13 protein-coding genes are annotated in these 16,052 nt (G+C 63.2%); 5 read left to right on the top strand and 8 right to left on the bottom strand.

Features of this window, described 5'->3' with window-relative positions; genetic code table 11:
• Window positions 1-147: 147 nt before the first annotated feature.
• Window positions 148-2,256, top strand: coding sequence for a YgiQ family radical SAM protein (locus tag S7S_RS08390; RefSeq protein ID WP_238582952.1), 2,109 nt, complete (start codon window positions 148-150; stop codon window positions 2,254-2,256).
• A gap of 125 nt (window positions 2,257-2,381) precedes the next feature.
• Window positions 2,382-3,224 carry a MerR family transcriptional regulator gene (locus S7S_RS08385; protein ID WP_008735977.1) on the top strand — a complete coding sequence of 281 codons (843 nt, stop codon included), beginning with the start codon at window positions 2,382-2,384 and terminating at the stop codon, window positions 3,222-3,224.
• A 49-nt stretch (window positions 3,225-3,273) separates the two neighbouring features.
• Here S7S_RS08385 and S7S_RS08380 read toward each other — a convergent pair whose 3' ends face one another.
• Window positions 3,274-4,047, bottom strand: coding sequence for an acyl-CoA thioesterase (locus S7S_RS08380; protein ID WP_008735975.1), 774 nt, complete (start codon window positions 4,045-4,047; stop codon window positions 3,274-3,276).
• Between the two features lie 212 nt (window positions 4,048-4,259).
• On the opposite strand from S7S_RS08380, the gene S7S_RS08375 reads away from it, so the two are divergent.
• Window positions 4,260-4,718 (top strand): hypothetical protein, encoded by a 459-nt coding sequence (locus S7S_RS08375; RefSeq protein WP_008735972.1) that lies wholly within the window; start codon window positions 4,260-4,262, stop codon window positions 4,716-4,718.
• Window positions 4,719-4,761: 43 nt separating this feature from the next.
• Here S7S_RS08375 and S7S_RS08370 read toward each other — a convergent pair whose 3' ends face one another.
• On the bottom strand, window positions 4,762-5,025 hold the full coding sequence (locus S7S_RS08370; protein ID WP_008735970.1) for an acyl-CoA-binding protein: 264 nt from the start codon (window positions 5,023-5,025) through the stop codon (window positions 4,762-4,764).
• A 91-nt stretch (window positions 5,026-5,116) separates the two neighbouring features.
• Entirely contained in the window at window positions 5,117-5,740 is a 624-nt protein-coding gene (locus tag S7S_RS08365) for a lysophospholipid acyltransferase family protein (RefSeq protein WP_008735968.1), read from the bottom strand.
• A 381-nt stretch (window positions 5,741-6,121) separates the two neighbouring features.
• On the opposite strand from S7S_RS08365, the gene S7S_RS08360 reads away from it, so the two are divergent.
• Entirely contained in the window at window positions 6,122-7,513 is a 1,392-nt protein-coding gene (locus tag S7S_RS08360) for a pectin acetylesterase-family hydrolase (RefSeq protein WP_052269229.1), read from the top strand.
• Between the two features lie 81 nt (window positions 7,514-7,594).
• Here S7S_RS08360 and S7S_RS08355 read toward each other — a convergent pair whose 3' ends face one another.
• From S7S_RS08355 to S7S_RS08340, 4 genes are all read right to left on the bottom strand, one after another.
• The gene (locus tag S7S_RS08355) at window positions 7,595-8,245 is read right to left on the bottom strand and encodes a hypothetical protein (protein ID WP_008735964.1); all 651 of its coding nucleotides are present in this window, start codon (window positions 8,243-8,245) and stop codon (window positions 7,595-7,597) included.
• 107 nt (window positions 8,246-8,352) lie between these two features.
• Window positions 8,353-9,483 (bottom strand): SO2930 family diheme c-type cytochrome, encoded by a 1,131-nt coding sequence (locus tag S7S_RS08350; protein WP_008735962.1) that lies wholly within the window; start codon window positions 9,481-9,483, stop codon window positions 8,353-8,355.
• Window positions 9,480-10,688, bottom strand: coding sequence for an SO2930 family diheme c-type cytochrome (locus S7S_RS08345; RefSeq protein WP_035204138.1), 1,209 nt, complete (start codon window positions 10,686-10,688; stop codon window positions 9,480-9,482). The genes S7S_RS08350 and S7S_RS08345 overlap by 4 nt, the downstream gene beginning before the upstream one ends.
• A 62-nt stretch (window positions 10,689-10,750) precedes the next feature.
• Entirely contained in the window at window positions 10,751-12,190 is a 1,440-nt protein-coding gene (locus tag S7S_RS08340) for a parallel beta-helix domain-containing protein (protein WP_052269228.1), read from the bottom strand.
• A gap of 343 nt (window positions 12,191-12,533) precedes the next feature.
• Between S7S_RS08340 and S7S_RS08335 the strand changes: the two genes are divergently transcribed.
• Window positions 12,534-13,550 (top strand): helix-turn-helix transcriptional regulator, encoded by a 1,017-nt coding sequence (locus tag S7S_RS08335; RefSeq protein WP_008735961.1) that lies wholly within the window; start codon window positions 12,534-12,536, stop codon window positions 13,548-13,550.
• A gap of 4 nt (window positions 13,551-13,554) precedes the next feature.
• On the opposite strand, the gene hrpB is transcribed toward S7S_RS08335, so the two are convergent.
• Window positions 13,555-16,011 carry an ATP-dependent helicase HrpB gene (gene hrpB / locus S7S_RS08330; RefSeq protein ID WP_008735959.1) on the bottom strand — a complete coding sequence of 819 codons (2,457 nt, stop codon included), beginning with the start codon at window positions 16,009-16,011 and terminating at the stop codon, window positions 13,555-13,557.
• Window positions 16,012-16,052 lie beyond the last annotated feature (41 nt).

Here is a 16,052-nt window from a genome sequence, read left to right as displayed (position 1 = left end):
GCTTTCAGGTACACTGGGCGCCCCGCTGTTCCTGGTATACGCCTGATGTCGTCGTCACCCGCCGTTTCCATCCCCCGCCCCGGCACGGCCCTGTATGGCTACACGCCCTATTGGGCAGAGTGTTTCGGCACTGCGCCGTTTTTGCCCATGTCCCGGGCAGAGATGGACCAGCTCGGCTGGGACAGTTGCGACATCATCATCGTCACCGGCGACGCCTACGTGGATCATCCGTCGTTCGGCATGGCGATCATCGGCCGGCTGCTGGAAGCCCAGGGCTTCCGCGTCGGCATCATTGCCCAGCCGTCCTGGCAGGACACCACCGATTTCATGGCGCTGGGCCAGCCAAACCTGTTTTTCGGCGTGGCGGCGGGCAACATGGATTCCATGATCAACCGCTACACTGCCGACCGGAAGGCCCGCTCTGACGATGCCTATACGCCCGGCGGCAAGGCCGGCAGACGCCCGGACCGCTGTTCGCTGGTCTACAGCCAGCGCTGCCGCGAAGCCTATCCGGAGGTGCCGATCGTGCTTGGCGGCATCGAAGCCTCGCTGCGCCGCATCGCACATTACGATTACTGGCAGGACAAGGTGCGCCGTTCGATCCTGGTGGACGCCGCCGCCGACATCCTGCTGTACGGCAACGCCGAACGCGCCGTGGTCGAGGTGGCCCACCGGCTGGCCCGTGGCGATGCCATCACCGACATCACCGACGTGCGCGGCACCGCCTTCGTGCGCCGCGATACCCCCGCCGGCTGGCTGGAAATGGACTCCACCCGGATCGATCGCCCCGGCCAGATCGACCGCATCATCAACCCCTATGTGAACACCCAGGAACTGGACAGCTGCGAACTTGAAAAGCGCAATGCCATGCAGATCGACCCGAACGCCGAACAGGCCGTGGTCGTGCAATGGCACCCGCGCCACGACCGTGACCGGACCGTGATCCGCCTGCCCAGTTTCGAGAAGGTCCGCGCCGACGCGGTGCTGTACGCCCACGCCAACCGCGTGCTGCATCTGGAAACCAACCCCGGCAACGCCCGGGCGCTGGTGCAACGCCACGACGAGCAGGACATCTGGATCAATCCACCGCCGATTCCGCTCAGTACGGACGAGATGGACTATGTGTTCGGCCTGCCCTATGCGCGCGTGCCGCACCCGGCGTATGGCGGCGAACGTATTCCGGCCTACGAGATGATCCGTTTCTCGGTGAACATCATGCGCGGCTGTTTCGGCGGCTGCACCTTCTGTTCGATCACCGAGCACGAGGGGCGCATCATCCAGAACCGCTCGCAGGAATCGATCCTGCGCGAAATCGAGGACATCCGCGATAAAGTGCCCGGCTTCACCGGCGTCATCTCCGATCTTGGCGGCCCCACGGCGAACATGTACCGCATCGCCTGCAAGTCCCGCGAGATCGAAGCCGCCTGTCGCAAGCCAAGCTGCGTGTACCCCGGTATCTGCGAGAATCTCAATACCGATCACTCGGCGCTGACACAACTGTACCGCGACGCCCGCGCCCTGCCCGGCGTCAAGAAAATCCTGATCGCCTCCGGCCTGCGCTATGACCTGGCGGTGAAAGACCCGGAATACGTGCGCGAACTGGTCACGCATCATGTCGGCGGTTACCTGAAGATAGCACCGGAGCACACCGAAGACGCCACCCTGTCGAAAATGATGAAGCCCGGTATCGGCGCCTACGATGAATTCCGGCAGCTGTTCGAGCGTTTCTCACGCGAGGCCGGCAAGGAGCAGTACCTGATTCCCTACTTCATCGCCGCCCACCCGGGCACCCGCGACGAAGACATGATGAACCTGGCGCTGTGGCTCAAGCGCAACGGTTTCCGCGCCGACCAGGTGCAGGCCTTCTATCCCTCGCCGATGGCCACCGCCACCGCGATGTACTATTCCGGCCGCAACCCGCTCAAGCGCATCAGCTACAAGAGCGAGTCGGTGACTATCGTCAAGGAAGCCCACCAGCGACGCCTGCACAAGGCGTTCCTGCGCTACCACGATCCGGCCAACTGGCCGATGCTGCGCGACGCACTGAAGGCCATGGGCCATGCGGACCTGATCGGCAATGGCGAACACCAGTTGATTCCGCGCGACCAGCCGGACAGCAAGGGCGAATACCGCGCGCCACGGCGCAAGAATTCCCAGCAGGCGCACAATGCGCGGCGCGGGAAGGTGCTGACACAGCACACCGGGTTGCCGCCGCGCGAAACTGGTGCACCACGACGCCCACGCAAGGGGCGCTGACGTCATTCAGTGCACACCCGGTGGCGCTCCGGCCACCGGCTTCGACTTTCGGATAATTCGTCCCCAGTGGCCGGTGGTGAAAAAGGGAAATCCTCGCTATCATCGCGCCCATGAAACCAACTCAAATGACCCCCACTGCCATCTTCCAGAGCCTGCGCAAGTATGTGCGCCAGTCGCCTGCAACAGTGGAACGTCAGGAAGGACGAGAATTCACCATCGATGAACTGGCCCGCGCGGCAGACACCACCGTGCGCAACGTCCGTGCCTACCAGGATCGTGGCCTGCTGCCGCCGCCGGAGAAACGCGGCCGCACCGGCATCTACAGCGATGTGCACCTGGCACGCCTGCGTATCATCGGCCAATTGCTCAACCGGGGCTTCACCCTGGCCAATATCCGCGACCTGCTGACCGCCTGGGAACAGGGCCGCGACCTGAACGATATCCTCGGCCTGGAAGTGGTCGTCACCAGCCCCTGGAGCGACGAAGCGCCCTCCTACATCAGCTATGAAGAGCTGCTGGAGTATTTCGGCGACCACCTGACCCAGGACGTGCTGCTCAAGGCCGTCAACCTCGGCTACATCATCCCCGAAGGCGACCGCCTGCGCGTGCCCAGCCCACGTGTGCTCAGCGCCGGGCGCGAGCTGGTGGCCGCCGGCATCCCGCTGGAAGCCCTGCTGGATGAAGTGAACAAGGTGCGCTATGAAGTGGACCGCATCGCCGAAGGTTTCGTGCGCCTGGTGACCACGCACCTGATCGACAAAAAATACGGCGAGAACGACCTGCCGCGCGGCGAGGACGTGCCGAACCTGGCCCACTTCATCCAGCGCGTGCGTCCGCTGGCCGACATGGTGGTGTCCGCCGAGCTGGCACGCATCCTCGACAAGTCGATCAACAAGGTGCTGGTGGACCGGCTGGCCAACGTGCTGACCCATCTGGAACAGCAACGCAGCGAACAGAACGAAGCCTGAACACGCCTTCTACCGGGCAGAGCGGGTGCCACCCGCCCTGCCTCTTTCCCTAGATAAACACCGTCACTGTCTGCCGGCTGATGGCCACCATCTCGCCCCGGTCGTTCCACAGGTTGGCCGCCGCATGGCAATAGCCCTCGCTGGCGTACTCGGTATCGGCCCGATACTGCCACCACTCGCCGGTAAACGGCCCGTCCTGCAGAAACTCGATGGTCCAGGTGAGGCTGCTGCCCGGTGCCGGACGCGAATACATCGGCAGCACGGCCGGCGGCCAGGCATCCACCAGCGCCAGCAATGACGCCACGCCGTTGTGCTGCGTCGGCTCGGCAAAGCGCACCCAGCCACCGATCAGGCCACGGTCACTGCGGCTGAACGGCGCATCGCCCTCGACCCAGCGGAAATCAAAGTGGAAGGTGAAATCCGGCACCAGCCCTTTCACCCTCGGCATCGGCATCCCTTCCTCGGGGCGTTTCGCCTTTGGCGCGGCAGCGGACGGCACACTGATTTCCGAACTGCGCGCCTTGCCGAAACTGGCCAGCATCACCGCCAGCGTTTCCCCGTTCTGGCGCAGACGGCTCTGTGCCTGGGTCACCGACTTGCCGGTGCGCAGGATCTCGGTTTCCAGCGTCACCGGCCCCGGTGCCACCGGGCCGACAAACGACACCGTGATCGACCGCACCGGCCGGTCGTTGATCAACCGCCCCAGCGGCGCATACAGCACCGCTGCCACCAACCCGCCAAAGCACGCCCGTCCCTGCCCCCAGCCTTCCGGAATCTGCGCAGCGCTGTCCGTTACCTGCGCCAGGATCTCATCAAACGTCATAGCGGATATTCCCGATCTGATCTGCCTGCGGCCCGCACCGCGGGCCTTCCGGACGACACCATACCCCAGCCGCGACGCCGGATCACTGGCGAGTGTGTTCACGTTTTTTAACCTTTTTACTCATCACCGCGCGGGTTGGCAGAACCCGCAGCGGCACACGAGTCAGAATCAGAACGGGAGGATCAGTCACCACGCTGCCGAGGAGGCCTTACATGCGCTTCAAGACCATCGAGGAAGTACTGGAATGGACCGGCGTCTTCCACGACCACCTGGCCGGGGAGTACCAACGACTGTCCGAACGCCAGCAGCGGCAGCGTCTGGACCTGCTGCTCAGGTATCTGGCCGACCACGAACGCCTGTTACAGCGAAGTGTCGAGCGATTTCGCGAAGACGCTCCGGCACGGCTGCGCCACACCTGGTTCGACATGGCGCCGGATGTGCCGCTGCCAGGCACGCTGGCTGAATTCAACGCGCTGTGCCGGGTCAGCAATGTGCCGGAACTGGTGGACATCGCCGTGCGTTTCCACGACGGCGTGCTGGCGGTCTACACGAGCCTGCGCAACCAGGCCCCCAACGAGAGCATCCGCGAGCTGTTCGACAGCCTGGTGCAACTGGAGCATCACGAAAAACTGAAAATGGTGCGCGGCGCGCAGCAACTGGAGGATGTCTGAGGGAGGTGGCGCCGGGCGTCGTCGACACCCGGCGCGGCAGCGGTTATTTGTGAGTCTTGAGCAGCGCCTGCACTTTATCGATGTATTTCTGCATTGCCTGGTCCTTGCCGGTGCCTTTCAGCTTCGCCCAGGCGTCGTACTTGGCCCGGCCGACCATATCCAGCATGCCCGGCCGCTTGCCCGAGACATCACCGTCAGCGGCCTGTTTGAAATGCGCATACAGAAACAGCAGGTCATCGTTGCCGGGACGGCGTGTCAGTGTCTTGACGTCCTTCTGTGCCTGTTCAAAAGCCTGTACATCACTCATGGGTCGCTCCCTGTTGTTCTGGTGTGGTGCTGCCCTCGCGCAGCGGCCTGATGACGTTTAACCATATGCGGCAGGCCCGCACAAGCAGCGGTCAGCGAGGCGGCTCATCATTGAGCGCCTTCAGCGGTGCCGACAACCGCGCCGGGCGCCGGGGCACCACACCACGAAAGCACGCGAGAATGCGCCGCATGTCCGCGTCGAGATCTTCTGATGGAGTGATGACGTCGGCGAAGCGCAGTTCGCGCCGGCCATAATCCAGCACCGCCACCACGATCGGCACGTCTGCATGCCGGGCGATATGCCAGAAACCGGTTTTCCACTGCGTCGCTGCCGCGCGTGTCCCCTCCGGCGCAATGCCGAGAAACAGTTGCTCGCGCTCGCGGAAACGGTCCAGCGACTGCTCCACCACGCCGCGCTTGCTGCGACGGTCAATCGGGATGCCGCCCAGCCAGCGCAGCAGCCCGGCAACAGGCCAGCGAAACAGACTGTCCTTGGCCATCAGGCCAATGCGCACCTGCAGTGCCAGCACCACACCGGCTGCCACCAGGCCATCGTAGTTGGAGCTGTGAGGTGCACCGATCACCACGGCCTTGGGCACATTCGGCAACTCGCCAACAATGCGCCAGCCGATCAGACGCAGCAGCCACATCCCCAGCCAGCGGCTGAAGGCATTGCCCCGGCGTGGAATGCGGTCAGGGAAAAGTGTCTCGTTCATGGTCCGGATCTGGGCTGTTATGGTTATCGGCGCCTCGCCGTACTGACGCCCCGGTGGTGCCCCGCCAGCGTGTCGCACGCCGGTTTCCTGATAGACCACAAATGATAGCAGCGGGTGGCCGATGATGTCAGTTCGCAAGCATCGGCGAAGTTTATGTGCGTTGCATCCAATGCCTGTATTTTTCCCGGGTGCCAGCATTGTTGAGGCTGATTTTTTGTACTAACGTGCCTGACAAGATGGCACCAAAGTACACAATATCAAGGTGCCATCTTTCTCCTCTGTTTCCCTGCCGTACTCAGAGAACACATTCCGGCCCTGCGCCAGGATATGCCCTGTACTGAGGCCGGAGAAAACAACAAGGACTGAGGGAGAACTCTATCCATGAGAAGCACTCTTTTTTTGCCCAGCCTGCTCGCAGGCCTGCTGCTGTCCGGCCCTGTGCTCGCCGAACTCGGCGATTACAACGCCTGGCAGACCACCGTCAATATTTTCTCGCCACGCACGGCAGACAACCCGGTCACCCCGGCGGACCAGACCGGCCCCTACCCGCTGCTGACCAACCCTTCCGGCTTCAGTGACGGCTTTGCCCCCGGTAATTACTACGCCTGGCAAACCATCCAGATGGCTCCGGAAACCGGCGCGGTATGCGGCAACGGTTCACCGTTCAAGTTCTTCGTCAACCGTGTGCCCAACACCAGCAACACCATCGTCTATTTCGAAGGCGGCGGCGCCTGCTGGGATTACGAAAGCTGCTCCGGGGATTTCGGCATTCGCGGCGCGCGCAATCCGAACGGCATTCCTGACGATTACATGAGCCTGCTGAACCCGTCCTCCAGTCTGGTAAGCCCGTTTGTAGTACGCCTGCATCCGTGGACACGCACCAAGGCGCAGAACTGGAACATGATCTATGTGCCCTATTGCACCGGCGACATCTATTCCGGTGACACCGTGGCCGTGTACGAAGACCCGACCGGGACCAACGATCCGCTGGTATGGCATCACAACGGCGTGCGCAACACCCGCGCCGTGGTCGCCTGGCTGAAGAACAACCTGCAGCGCTCCGGCCAGATGCTGGCCACCGGCTGCAGCGCCGGCGGTGCCGGCAGCTTCACCAACTACCTCGGCGTACGTCGTGATCTGGCGCCCACACGCGGTTACCTGATCAACGATTCCGGGCCGGTCTTTACTGCCCCGGTGGGCGGTGATCCGGAAGACTATCCGTCGCTGCCGTTGCAGAATCACATCCGCGACGCCTGGGGCCTGGATCAGCCGGATGGCCCGCTGGAATATATCGCCGACGCCATGCCGGGCCTGGATCTCAATGACCTGGGCACATTGTACCCGGCCCTGGCTGCCACCTTCCCGAACGACAGACTCGGCCACACCCATTTCTGGGATGACCTGAACTACTCCTCCTATTCCTATGAGCGGTTCTTCCCGGAAATTGAAAACGCCCCGGACCAGGCCACCAAGGAAGCGCTGATCCATGAGCGCTGGTACATCGACACCGCTCGCCTGCAAAGCGAACTGTCCAGCCTCGATAATGTCGGCTATTTCATGCCGCGCTACCGCGCAGTGAACGAAAGCCATTGCACCAGCATCATCGAGTTCGCCAATGCGGATATCCAGGAACAGGGCCTGGAGCTGGATGATTTCATCAACAACGTGATGGAAGGCAGCGGTGCCGTCATGCAGGCATCGGAGTCGGATACCACCGCCGACTACAACAAGCCGTTCAACCTGCTGTACTACACGCTGGATCAATTGCTCTGAGCCTGAAACAGGGATGGCGCCTTTCGGCGCCATCCCTGTTGTATTACTCCACGTTTTCAGCAAATGCCCTGCGGCAGTCTGTTAACGCACGCTCCGGTAACTTTCCTCTCTGGCTGCCTGTAACTGCTGGCGCAGATACTGCGCCCGGGTCATGCCGCCGGGAAACTCTGTCATCTGCTGTACTTCACGCACAATCTCTCGCTCGCGGGCCTTGTAATCGGTAAAGGCCGGCGGCTGGTTGGCAATGAACTCGGCCATCGCGGCTTCACTGCGCTCGGCGTACTCTGCCATGATCCTTTCTGACGCAGCAGCGTACCCGGCGTCGTCGGTCGTTTCGCGCAACAGTGCCAGGCGCAACGTCACGGCTTCAGCGGCGGATAATTGCCCGGCCTGTTCATAGCGATCCACCTGGGCCACCAGAACCTGTGCGCGGGCGGCGCGCTCCGCATCGCCCAGGGTGTCCGCCTCGGCCAAAAAATCACGCACCGACTGTTCGAACTGCTGGCGTTCGCGATACGCCCGCATTTCCGGCGTGCTTTCCAGTGCGGCAATGTCCACCTCCGGCGGCGCAGACGGCGTGGGCGGCGGTGGCGACACCGGCGCGGCGGCCGGCGGCGGTGTCACCTCCCCCACATCCGGTGCGACCACCTCGCGCTCCGGCGCCAGGTAAAAAATCAGGGCGCCGAGCAACACCAGCGCGAGCAATATCAGGATGGCGGGGATTCGCTTCATGGGACCTCCTGTCGACCGGTGCACGCCGGCCTTGTCCGTGTCATTTTTTTGTCGATGGATGATAGCGCAGATAACGCGGCCCACGCATGCGGGCCGCGCGTGATGAATCAGCGGTCACAGGATTGCGGCGGCAGGCTGTCGATCCAGGCGCTGATCAGGGCGACGCCCTCTTCATGCACCAGCTTGCGCCCCACGGGTGGCATCATGTCCCGCGCGGTCAGCTGTGTCATGCGGTAGCGCAGAATGGACGCCTGCGCATCGCCCGGCACGATATCATAAGCCAGGTTTTCCGCCCCGCCGTCATAACCCGGTGGCTGCTTGCAGATACCATAGGACGCCGTGGTCGGGTCCTGCTCAAAGCCCAGGCGCAAGCCGGAAATACCGGCAAAGCCGCCTTCCCGATGACAATGCGAACAATTGATATCCAGATAACCGCGTGCCTGTTCGGCCAGCGTCACACCCGGCATGTCGGCAGCGGGCACACGGAACAGCCCCTCCAGCGATGCAGGCACATCGCGCAGCAACCCCTGATCCGCCCACAGGCGCAACTGGTTCACCGCACTGCCCTGGTGGTCGATCTCCTGGTTCAGGTAACGTGCCCGGACGCCGATGGGCTGCATGCCCTGTTCGCCCCGGCGATGGCATTTGAGGCACTGGTTCGCATCCGGCACCTGATAGGTGAAATCCACCTGCACGGCATCGCGCAGTATCTGCTGTGGCAACAGCGCGCCGGCAATGCGCAGGCGGGCTTCGCTGCCGTCTTCATCCCACACGTAGGGCAACCCTTTCCAGCCATGCTCACGGCGGATCATCAAGCGGGTTTCCAGCGCACGGGCCGGCAGGTCGCCAGCCGTGGTCGTCGGCAATGAAAAGGTCTTGCTGATCACCGAGCCGACGGGAAAATCAAATGCCTCCTCCGCGTCGAACCGCGCCTGCTCTCCCGGCGGGATGAACACCACCCGGTACTTCAGCGTGTAATCGGAAAACAGCTTTACGGACGGCTCGAACACCTGCCCTGGCGTGCGCGGTGCACCCGCAGCATCGAACAGGTTGTAGTCACTCAGCCGGGGACAATCCGCGTCGCGCAGCGCGGCCCAGTTGATACTGTCCTGCTGCGCGTCACAGACACTCGGCGACGGGGGCGGTGCAGCGGCGCCACTGCCGCCACCGCCCCCTCCGCAGGCGGAGAGCGATGACCACAGCAGCGCGACAGCCGCGAAAAATATAATGGGTTTCATTGATCAGAAGGTGTACAGGAAGGCAACTCCAATCTGTTGATCCAGGCCTCAATCAGCGCCACGCCTTCCTGATGCACCAGCATACGGCCTATTTCCGGCATGCGATCACCCGGCTGATTAGTGCTCATCCGGAAGTGCATGATTGACTGCTCGGCATCCCCCGGCACGACATCAAAGCTGAGCGAATTCGGACCACCAGAGTACGCAGTCGGCGTTTTACATACACCGTGCGCACTTTCGTTGCCAGCAAAGGGTCTGTCATATTCAAGACGCAAGCCAGTAGTACTAGCGCTGCCGCCAGGTCGGTGACAATGCGCGCAGTTTATATCGAGATAACCTTTGACTGTATCCAGCAGCACTTCATCATTCATGCCGTCAACTAGTCCTGCGTCTTCATCATTATAGGCGGGAATGGTGGCAATGCTACTCAAGTCCGCCGGTATATCACCAATCAGTCTCCCGGTGTTAATCCACACTTGAAGCTGGCTCTCTGGTCCACCCCCGTAATCCACATTCATATTCAGCAATCTGGCTTTTGGCCCAATCAGGCTCATTCGGGAGTCTTTCTGGTGGCATTGCAGACACTGGTTGGTGTCCGGCACGCGGTAATTGAACTCGATCTGTTCGCCGTTGTGGATCAGTGTCGACGGAATAGGGCCGCCGGCCACTTTCAGTACCGCGTCCGTGTGTGCTTCATTCCACACATAGGGTATGGCCACCCAGCCATTTTCGCGGTGGATCAGCAGACGGGTTTCCAGCAGCGTTTCGTTCTCGAAGCCACGGTGTGCGGTATCCGCAGGCAGGGAAAATGTCTTGGTAATCACCGTGCCCACCGGAAAATCGAAGACTTCCGATTCCGTATAGGTTGCGCTCTCTCCTTCCGGCAGGAACACAAAACGGTATTTGCTGGTGTAGTCGGTAAACAGTGGCGTGGTCAGTTCATAACGCAGGCCACCGCCGTGGGCGTCCGTGGTCGGGTTGGCGGCGTCGGCAAACAGGTTGTAGTCGGACAGCCTCGGGCAGTTTTTCTGCATCAAGGCATGGTGATTGATCTCGTCGCCACTGGCTTCGCTGCACACATCCCCGGTCGGTGGCGGCTCTTCCGATCCACCACCACCACCGCCGCCACCCCCACCGCCTCCACAGGCAGTCAGGGCAACGCTGGCCAGGCCAAGCAGCATTACGGAAAACAGTCTGGTAAGCATGGCAATATCCTCGTCAATGCGGGGCCGTCACCGGCCCCGCGACTGCTGATGAGTACGTCGGCTCAAAGCGCGCAGGCGGCTGAGTTATCATCAATGCCACAACCGTATTCCACGCCGTTGATGGTGGCGCTGGCGGCGGGCAGGCGCGGCTGGAAGCAATTAATAAGACTGTTGTTCCCCTGCCCGATACCCGGCATCGGGTCCATCGTAACGGGGTCGAACGTCATGCCTGGCTGATAGAGGTAACCCAACGATACAGCCCCGTTGTTCTGTGCACAGATGTTGTCACTGCCATCGCTGGCGAAAGGCACCTCACTGAAGACAGGACCGGCAACAGGATCATTGGCAATCGCCTGCCCCAGGCCGTCATAGAGAATGGCCGGGATACCGCCAAATGCCTCAAAGGCCATGATCACCATTTGCATCAGGTCCCCGCGCGGATCGTTGGCGAAAGAACCGATATTGTTGTCGTGTATGTAGACATTCCGCGGCACGGAGCGGAAGCCGTCAGCGATAGCTGAGGTTTCCGGCGTCTGCGAAGCAATCATGTAGCTGCTGACAATCACTGCCGAGCCATCGTGGTCATCGATCATGTTGTTATAGATTTCCACGTCACGGGTGGACAACACGATCACGCCAGTACCCGGCGGCACGATATGTACCCCCGCCGGATTGCTGCTCTGGTTGGCAAAGTTGTCGGTGTTGTTGCTGAACACTTCGTTGTCGAACACACGCACGGTGCTGCCGTAGATACCGTTGCCGATCGGCAGGTCAAAGATCAGCACGCCACCGGTGTTGCCCCGGGCAATGTTGCTGTACACATCGGCGTTGGTGGAGTTTTCGATTTCGATACCGGCGACGTTTTCCACCGCTTCGTTATGTCGCACCACGATGTTCTGTGACTGGCCGACGTAGATACCGGCATCCGCCGAACCGCGCACATAGCTGTGCTCAATCAGGATATTTTGCGATTCCACCGGATACAGGCCATAGGCCCCGTTTTCCTCATTCAGTTCGCCGCGCCACTCGGTGCCGGTGTGGTGAATGTGGATGCCATTGACCCCCTTGAGCTTGATGGCGTTGTTGGCTGCCTCGATCACCGTCAGGTCGCGGATGGTGACGTTGCTGACGCCCTCGATGTAAATGCCGTCACCGCCACTGGAATCGCTGAAATCCAGCACCGTGCGCTCGCGGCCATAACCGCGCAGCGTGATATTGCTGACGCCGGTGGCGTTGATCAGGCTCAGGGTGTCCTCAATCGCGAATTCACCGTCGGGAAACACGATCACATCCCCGGACTCGATATTGATCAGTGCCTCTTTCGCGCTGGTGGTCAGGTCCTCTGCGTCGAGGAAAATGGCATCAGCGGGAAAACTGGGGCCGCCTCCGCCGCGTCGGCTGCTGCTGTCGCCACCACAGGCGCTCAGCAGCGCCAGGCTGGTACTCAATGCCACCACTGCGGCAACACGTCCGCGGCCGCCTGCCAGGTAAGGCTTGTTCATGATGCTCTCCCTTGGATTCTTGTCGGTATAGGTCGCTGCCGGACGACGGGGGCGTGCCGGAAGCGCTCAGGAGATAGTCGTAATCCGGGGTGTACACCGGCAATGTCATGAGACGCCAGTCAAAGCCCTGAACTGTCGTATAGAACCATCGTACAAACTGGTGTTATGGTTGTGTGGCAGAGTGTCGCGGACCGGTGTGAGTCCGCGGTCCCGGAAGCAGCCTGGTGGCGTTATGTCATTACCCATCCGCTTTTTCTGGTACGTTTTCGGTGAACAGGGCTCTGCTTTCCCGCTGTCGCCACACGACAGTGGACCAGAACAATAAAGAAGACAGGACACGACCATGATCCTGACCAAACACCCGGCCCTGCTTGCCAGTCATCTGCGTTACTGGCAGTACAAGGGCATTACACTGAGTGAGCTGAGTGCCGCCGCCGGCACAGAGATTTCCACTTCCGAGCGCGTGTCGGCGGAAATCGTTCATCGTCTTTACAGCTACACGGAAAAGCGCCTCAACGATCCCTACATGGGCCTGCGTATCGGGCATCAGATTCTGCTCGCCGACATCGCCCCGGTGATGAATGCGGTGCTGTACAGCGCCGACGGCTGGCAGATGCTGCGCACCGTGCAGCACTTCTGGCCGCTGCTGAGTGAAATCGAACGGCTGGAAATTCATATCGACCCGCAGCGCTACCACATCCGCATGGTGCCGATCCTGCCGGAGCTGGTGCATCCGCAGCAGACCGATACCGTGCTCAGCGGCTTCCTGCGCCTGGCGGCCGTGCTGCTGGGGATCGACCAGACACCGGATATCGGCGTCAATCTGCGCCGGCCGCCGCCGGCGGACGAAGCACTGTTCAGCCGCCTGGCCGGCGCACCGGTACAGTTCAACCAGCCGCATGACGAGTTGTATTTCAGCCGCCATGTGCTGGATGTGAAAAACCCTACCGGCGACCCGGTGCGGATGCGTGACGCCCTGCAGGACACCCAGCGCCTGCTGTCATCGTTGCGCAGCCGCGTGCTGGCCGACGAGATTTCCTCGCTGATCCGCGACCAGTTAGTGCACGGCACGCCCGACCAGGGCCGCATCGCGGCCCTGCTGAACATCAGCGTGCGCGCACTGCAGCGGCGGCTGCAACAGCAGCACACCAGCTTCCGCCTGCAACTGGATCAGGTGCGTTTTCATCTGGCGCGGGAACTGGTGGCCGACAGCAGCCTGAGTTTTCCGGACGTGGCGAACCGCCTCGGCTATACCGAGACCGGTTCGCTGTTCAAGGCGTTCAAGCGCTGGACCGGCCTGACACCGGGAGATTACCGGCTGTTGTACGGCAGCGACGTGCCGCTGATGGACGAAGCCTGAGCGGCTACCCGCGCGGTTTTACCCGGCCGGTGGCGATGGCGGTGTGCGGGTCTTCCGGCCAGGGGTGGCGGGGATAACGGCCCCGCAGATCCTTGCGTACCTGCGGGTAGCCCTGTTGCCAGAAGCTGGCCAGGTCCTGTGTCACCGCCACCGGCCGGCGGGCCGGTGACAGCAGATGGATCGTCAGCGGCTGTTTGCCGCCGGCGATCTGTGGCGTCCGGGTAAGGCCGAACATTTCCTGCAATTTTACCGCCAGCACAGGGCCGTTTTCGTCGCAGTAATCGATCGCCGCCTGGCGCCCACTGGGCACTGCCACGGCGGGCGGTGCCAGTACATCCAGACGCTGCGCGGCGGCATAATCGAGTTGCTGCCGCAGCGCATCGCCCAATGGGAAACGCTCCAGTTGCCGCAGCCGGCTGACACCGGCCAGCCACGGCGCCGCCCAGTTTTCCAGACCCGCCAGCAGCGCCGTGTCGGACACATCGGGCCACACCTCACCTTCCAGACGCCGCAGCAGCATCACCCGGGCCTGCCACTGGCGCAGCGCCGGCTGCCACGGGAACGCCTGCATGCCCTGGGCGCGAAGGCCTTCGCACAGTGCCGCCAGCAGGCCCTCCGGCGACGGGTCAGGCAGTGGCCGGCTGTCGAGTACCAGCGCGCCGAAGCGCCGTTCGCGACGCGCCACGACGGCGCCTTCGCGGGCGTCCCAGTCGAGCCGTTCCTGCTCGATGATCTGCCCGGCGAAATCCGTTTCCAGGTCGGCCTGATCCAGCGCCGCCGCCAGAAACACGCGCGCCTCGCGCTGCTGCCCGTCCAGTTCCGCCGCCACCAGCCAGGGCTCGCCGGCCAGGCCGTCGTGTGCGTCCAGCAGCGCACCACGGCCGTTGCTGAGCAGGTAACGCGGTGCATCGCCGGGCCGGCGCCGGGCCACCCGGTCCGGAAAGGCGGCGGCCAGCAGGCGCCCTGGCTCGTTGCTCGCCAGCGGGCGTTGCGGCGCGCCCTCTGCCAACCGCTGCACCAGTTGCCCGAGCCGCTTCAGGCGGGCCGGGTCGACACCGCTCTCGCGTCGTTCGCCGCGCAGACAGGCCAGCCGGTGCAGGATATCCGTGCCCTGACGGACGCCCAGCAGATCGCGCTCGGACAGCAGCGCTGCCAGCTCTGCCGCCAGTCGGCCCTGCCCCCGCTCCCGCCCGGTGACCAGCATATGCGCCAGCCGTGCCGGCAGGCCAATACCCTGCATGGCCTTGCCGTGTCCGGTGATGGCGCCCTGTGGATCAAGCGCACCGAGCCGCTGCAACAGTTCGACCGCCTGCTGACAGGCCGGGGCCGGAGGCACATCCAGCCAGCACAGGTCAGCGGGGGTGCGGCAACCCCAGGCCGCCAGTTCCAGCATCAGGTCGCTCAGGTCGGCGCCGAGTACTTCCGGTACGGCAAAGGCAGCCAGCCGTTCGCTCTCAGGCCATAGCCGGTAGCAGACTCCGGGGGCGGTCCGCCCCGCCCGCCCGGCGCGCTGGTCGGCCGCCGCCCGGGACACTCGCTCGGTCACCAGCCGCGTCATGGCGCTGCCGGGATCAAAGCGGGCCCGGCGGGCGTAACCGGCATCCACCACGATGCGCACGCCGTCGATGGTCAGGGAGGTTTCGGCAATGGCCGTGGCCAGGACCAGCTTGCGCTCGCCGTCAGGCGCGGGCGCGATGGCGGCATCCTGCGCCGCCGCGCTCAGGTCGCCATACAGGGGCGCCAGCCGCACATCGCCGGGTAGCCGCCCGTTAAGCGCCCGGACCAATCGATGGATCTCGGCGGTGCCGGGCAGGAACACCAGCATGGAGCCGGTCTCCTCTGCCAGCAGGCGGGGAATCTGTGCCGCCAGGTGTGCTTCCCAGTGCTCGCGGGCCGGGGGCAGGTAGCGGATATCGACCGGCCAGGCACGTCCTGCGCTGGCAATCACGGGCGCCTGGTCCAGCAACGCGGCAATGCGGGCACCGTCCAGCGTGGCCGACATCACCAGCAGCTTCAGGTCCGGCCGCAGTGCCTGCTGGCTTTCGCGCGCCAGCGCCAGGCCCAGGTCGGCCTGCAGGGAGCGTTCATGGAATTCGTCGAACAGGATGGCGCCGTAGCCGTGCAGCTCCGGGTCGCGTTGCAGCATCCGGGTGAGAATGCCTTCGGTCACCACTTCGACGCGGGTGGTGGCGGTGATCCTGCTTTCCATGCGGGTGCGATAACCCACCGTCTGGCCGACCGGCTCGTTACGCTGGCGCGCCATGAACAGGGCGGCGTTGCGCGCCGCAATCCGGCGTGGCTCCAGCATCAGTACTTTCTGGCCCGCCAGCCAGGGCTGCGCCAGCACCGCCAGCGGCACGCGGGTGGTCTTGCCGGCGCCGGGCGGGGCCTGCAACACCACCGCATCAAAGCCGGCGAGCGCGTCCAGCAGCGCCGGCATGACCTCGTCAATCGGCAGCATCGGCAGGCTCCCGGCATACTGGGCGGTTTTCCTGCCCTGTG

It is taken from the genome of Isoalcanivorax pacificus W11-5, from assembly GCF_000299335.2.
Taxonomy (GTDB): domain Bacteria; phylum Pseudomonadota; class Gammaproteobacteria; order Pseudomonadales; family Alcanivoracaceae; genus Isoalcanivorax; species Isoalcanivorax pacificus.
The sequence above is the reverse complement of the archived record's forward strand: the minus strand, read 5'-3'. Positions and strand labels throughout refer to the sequence as shown.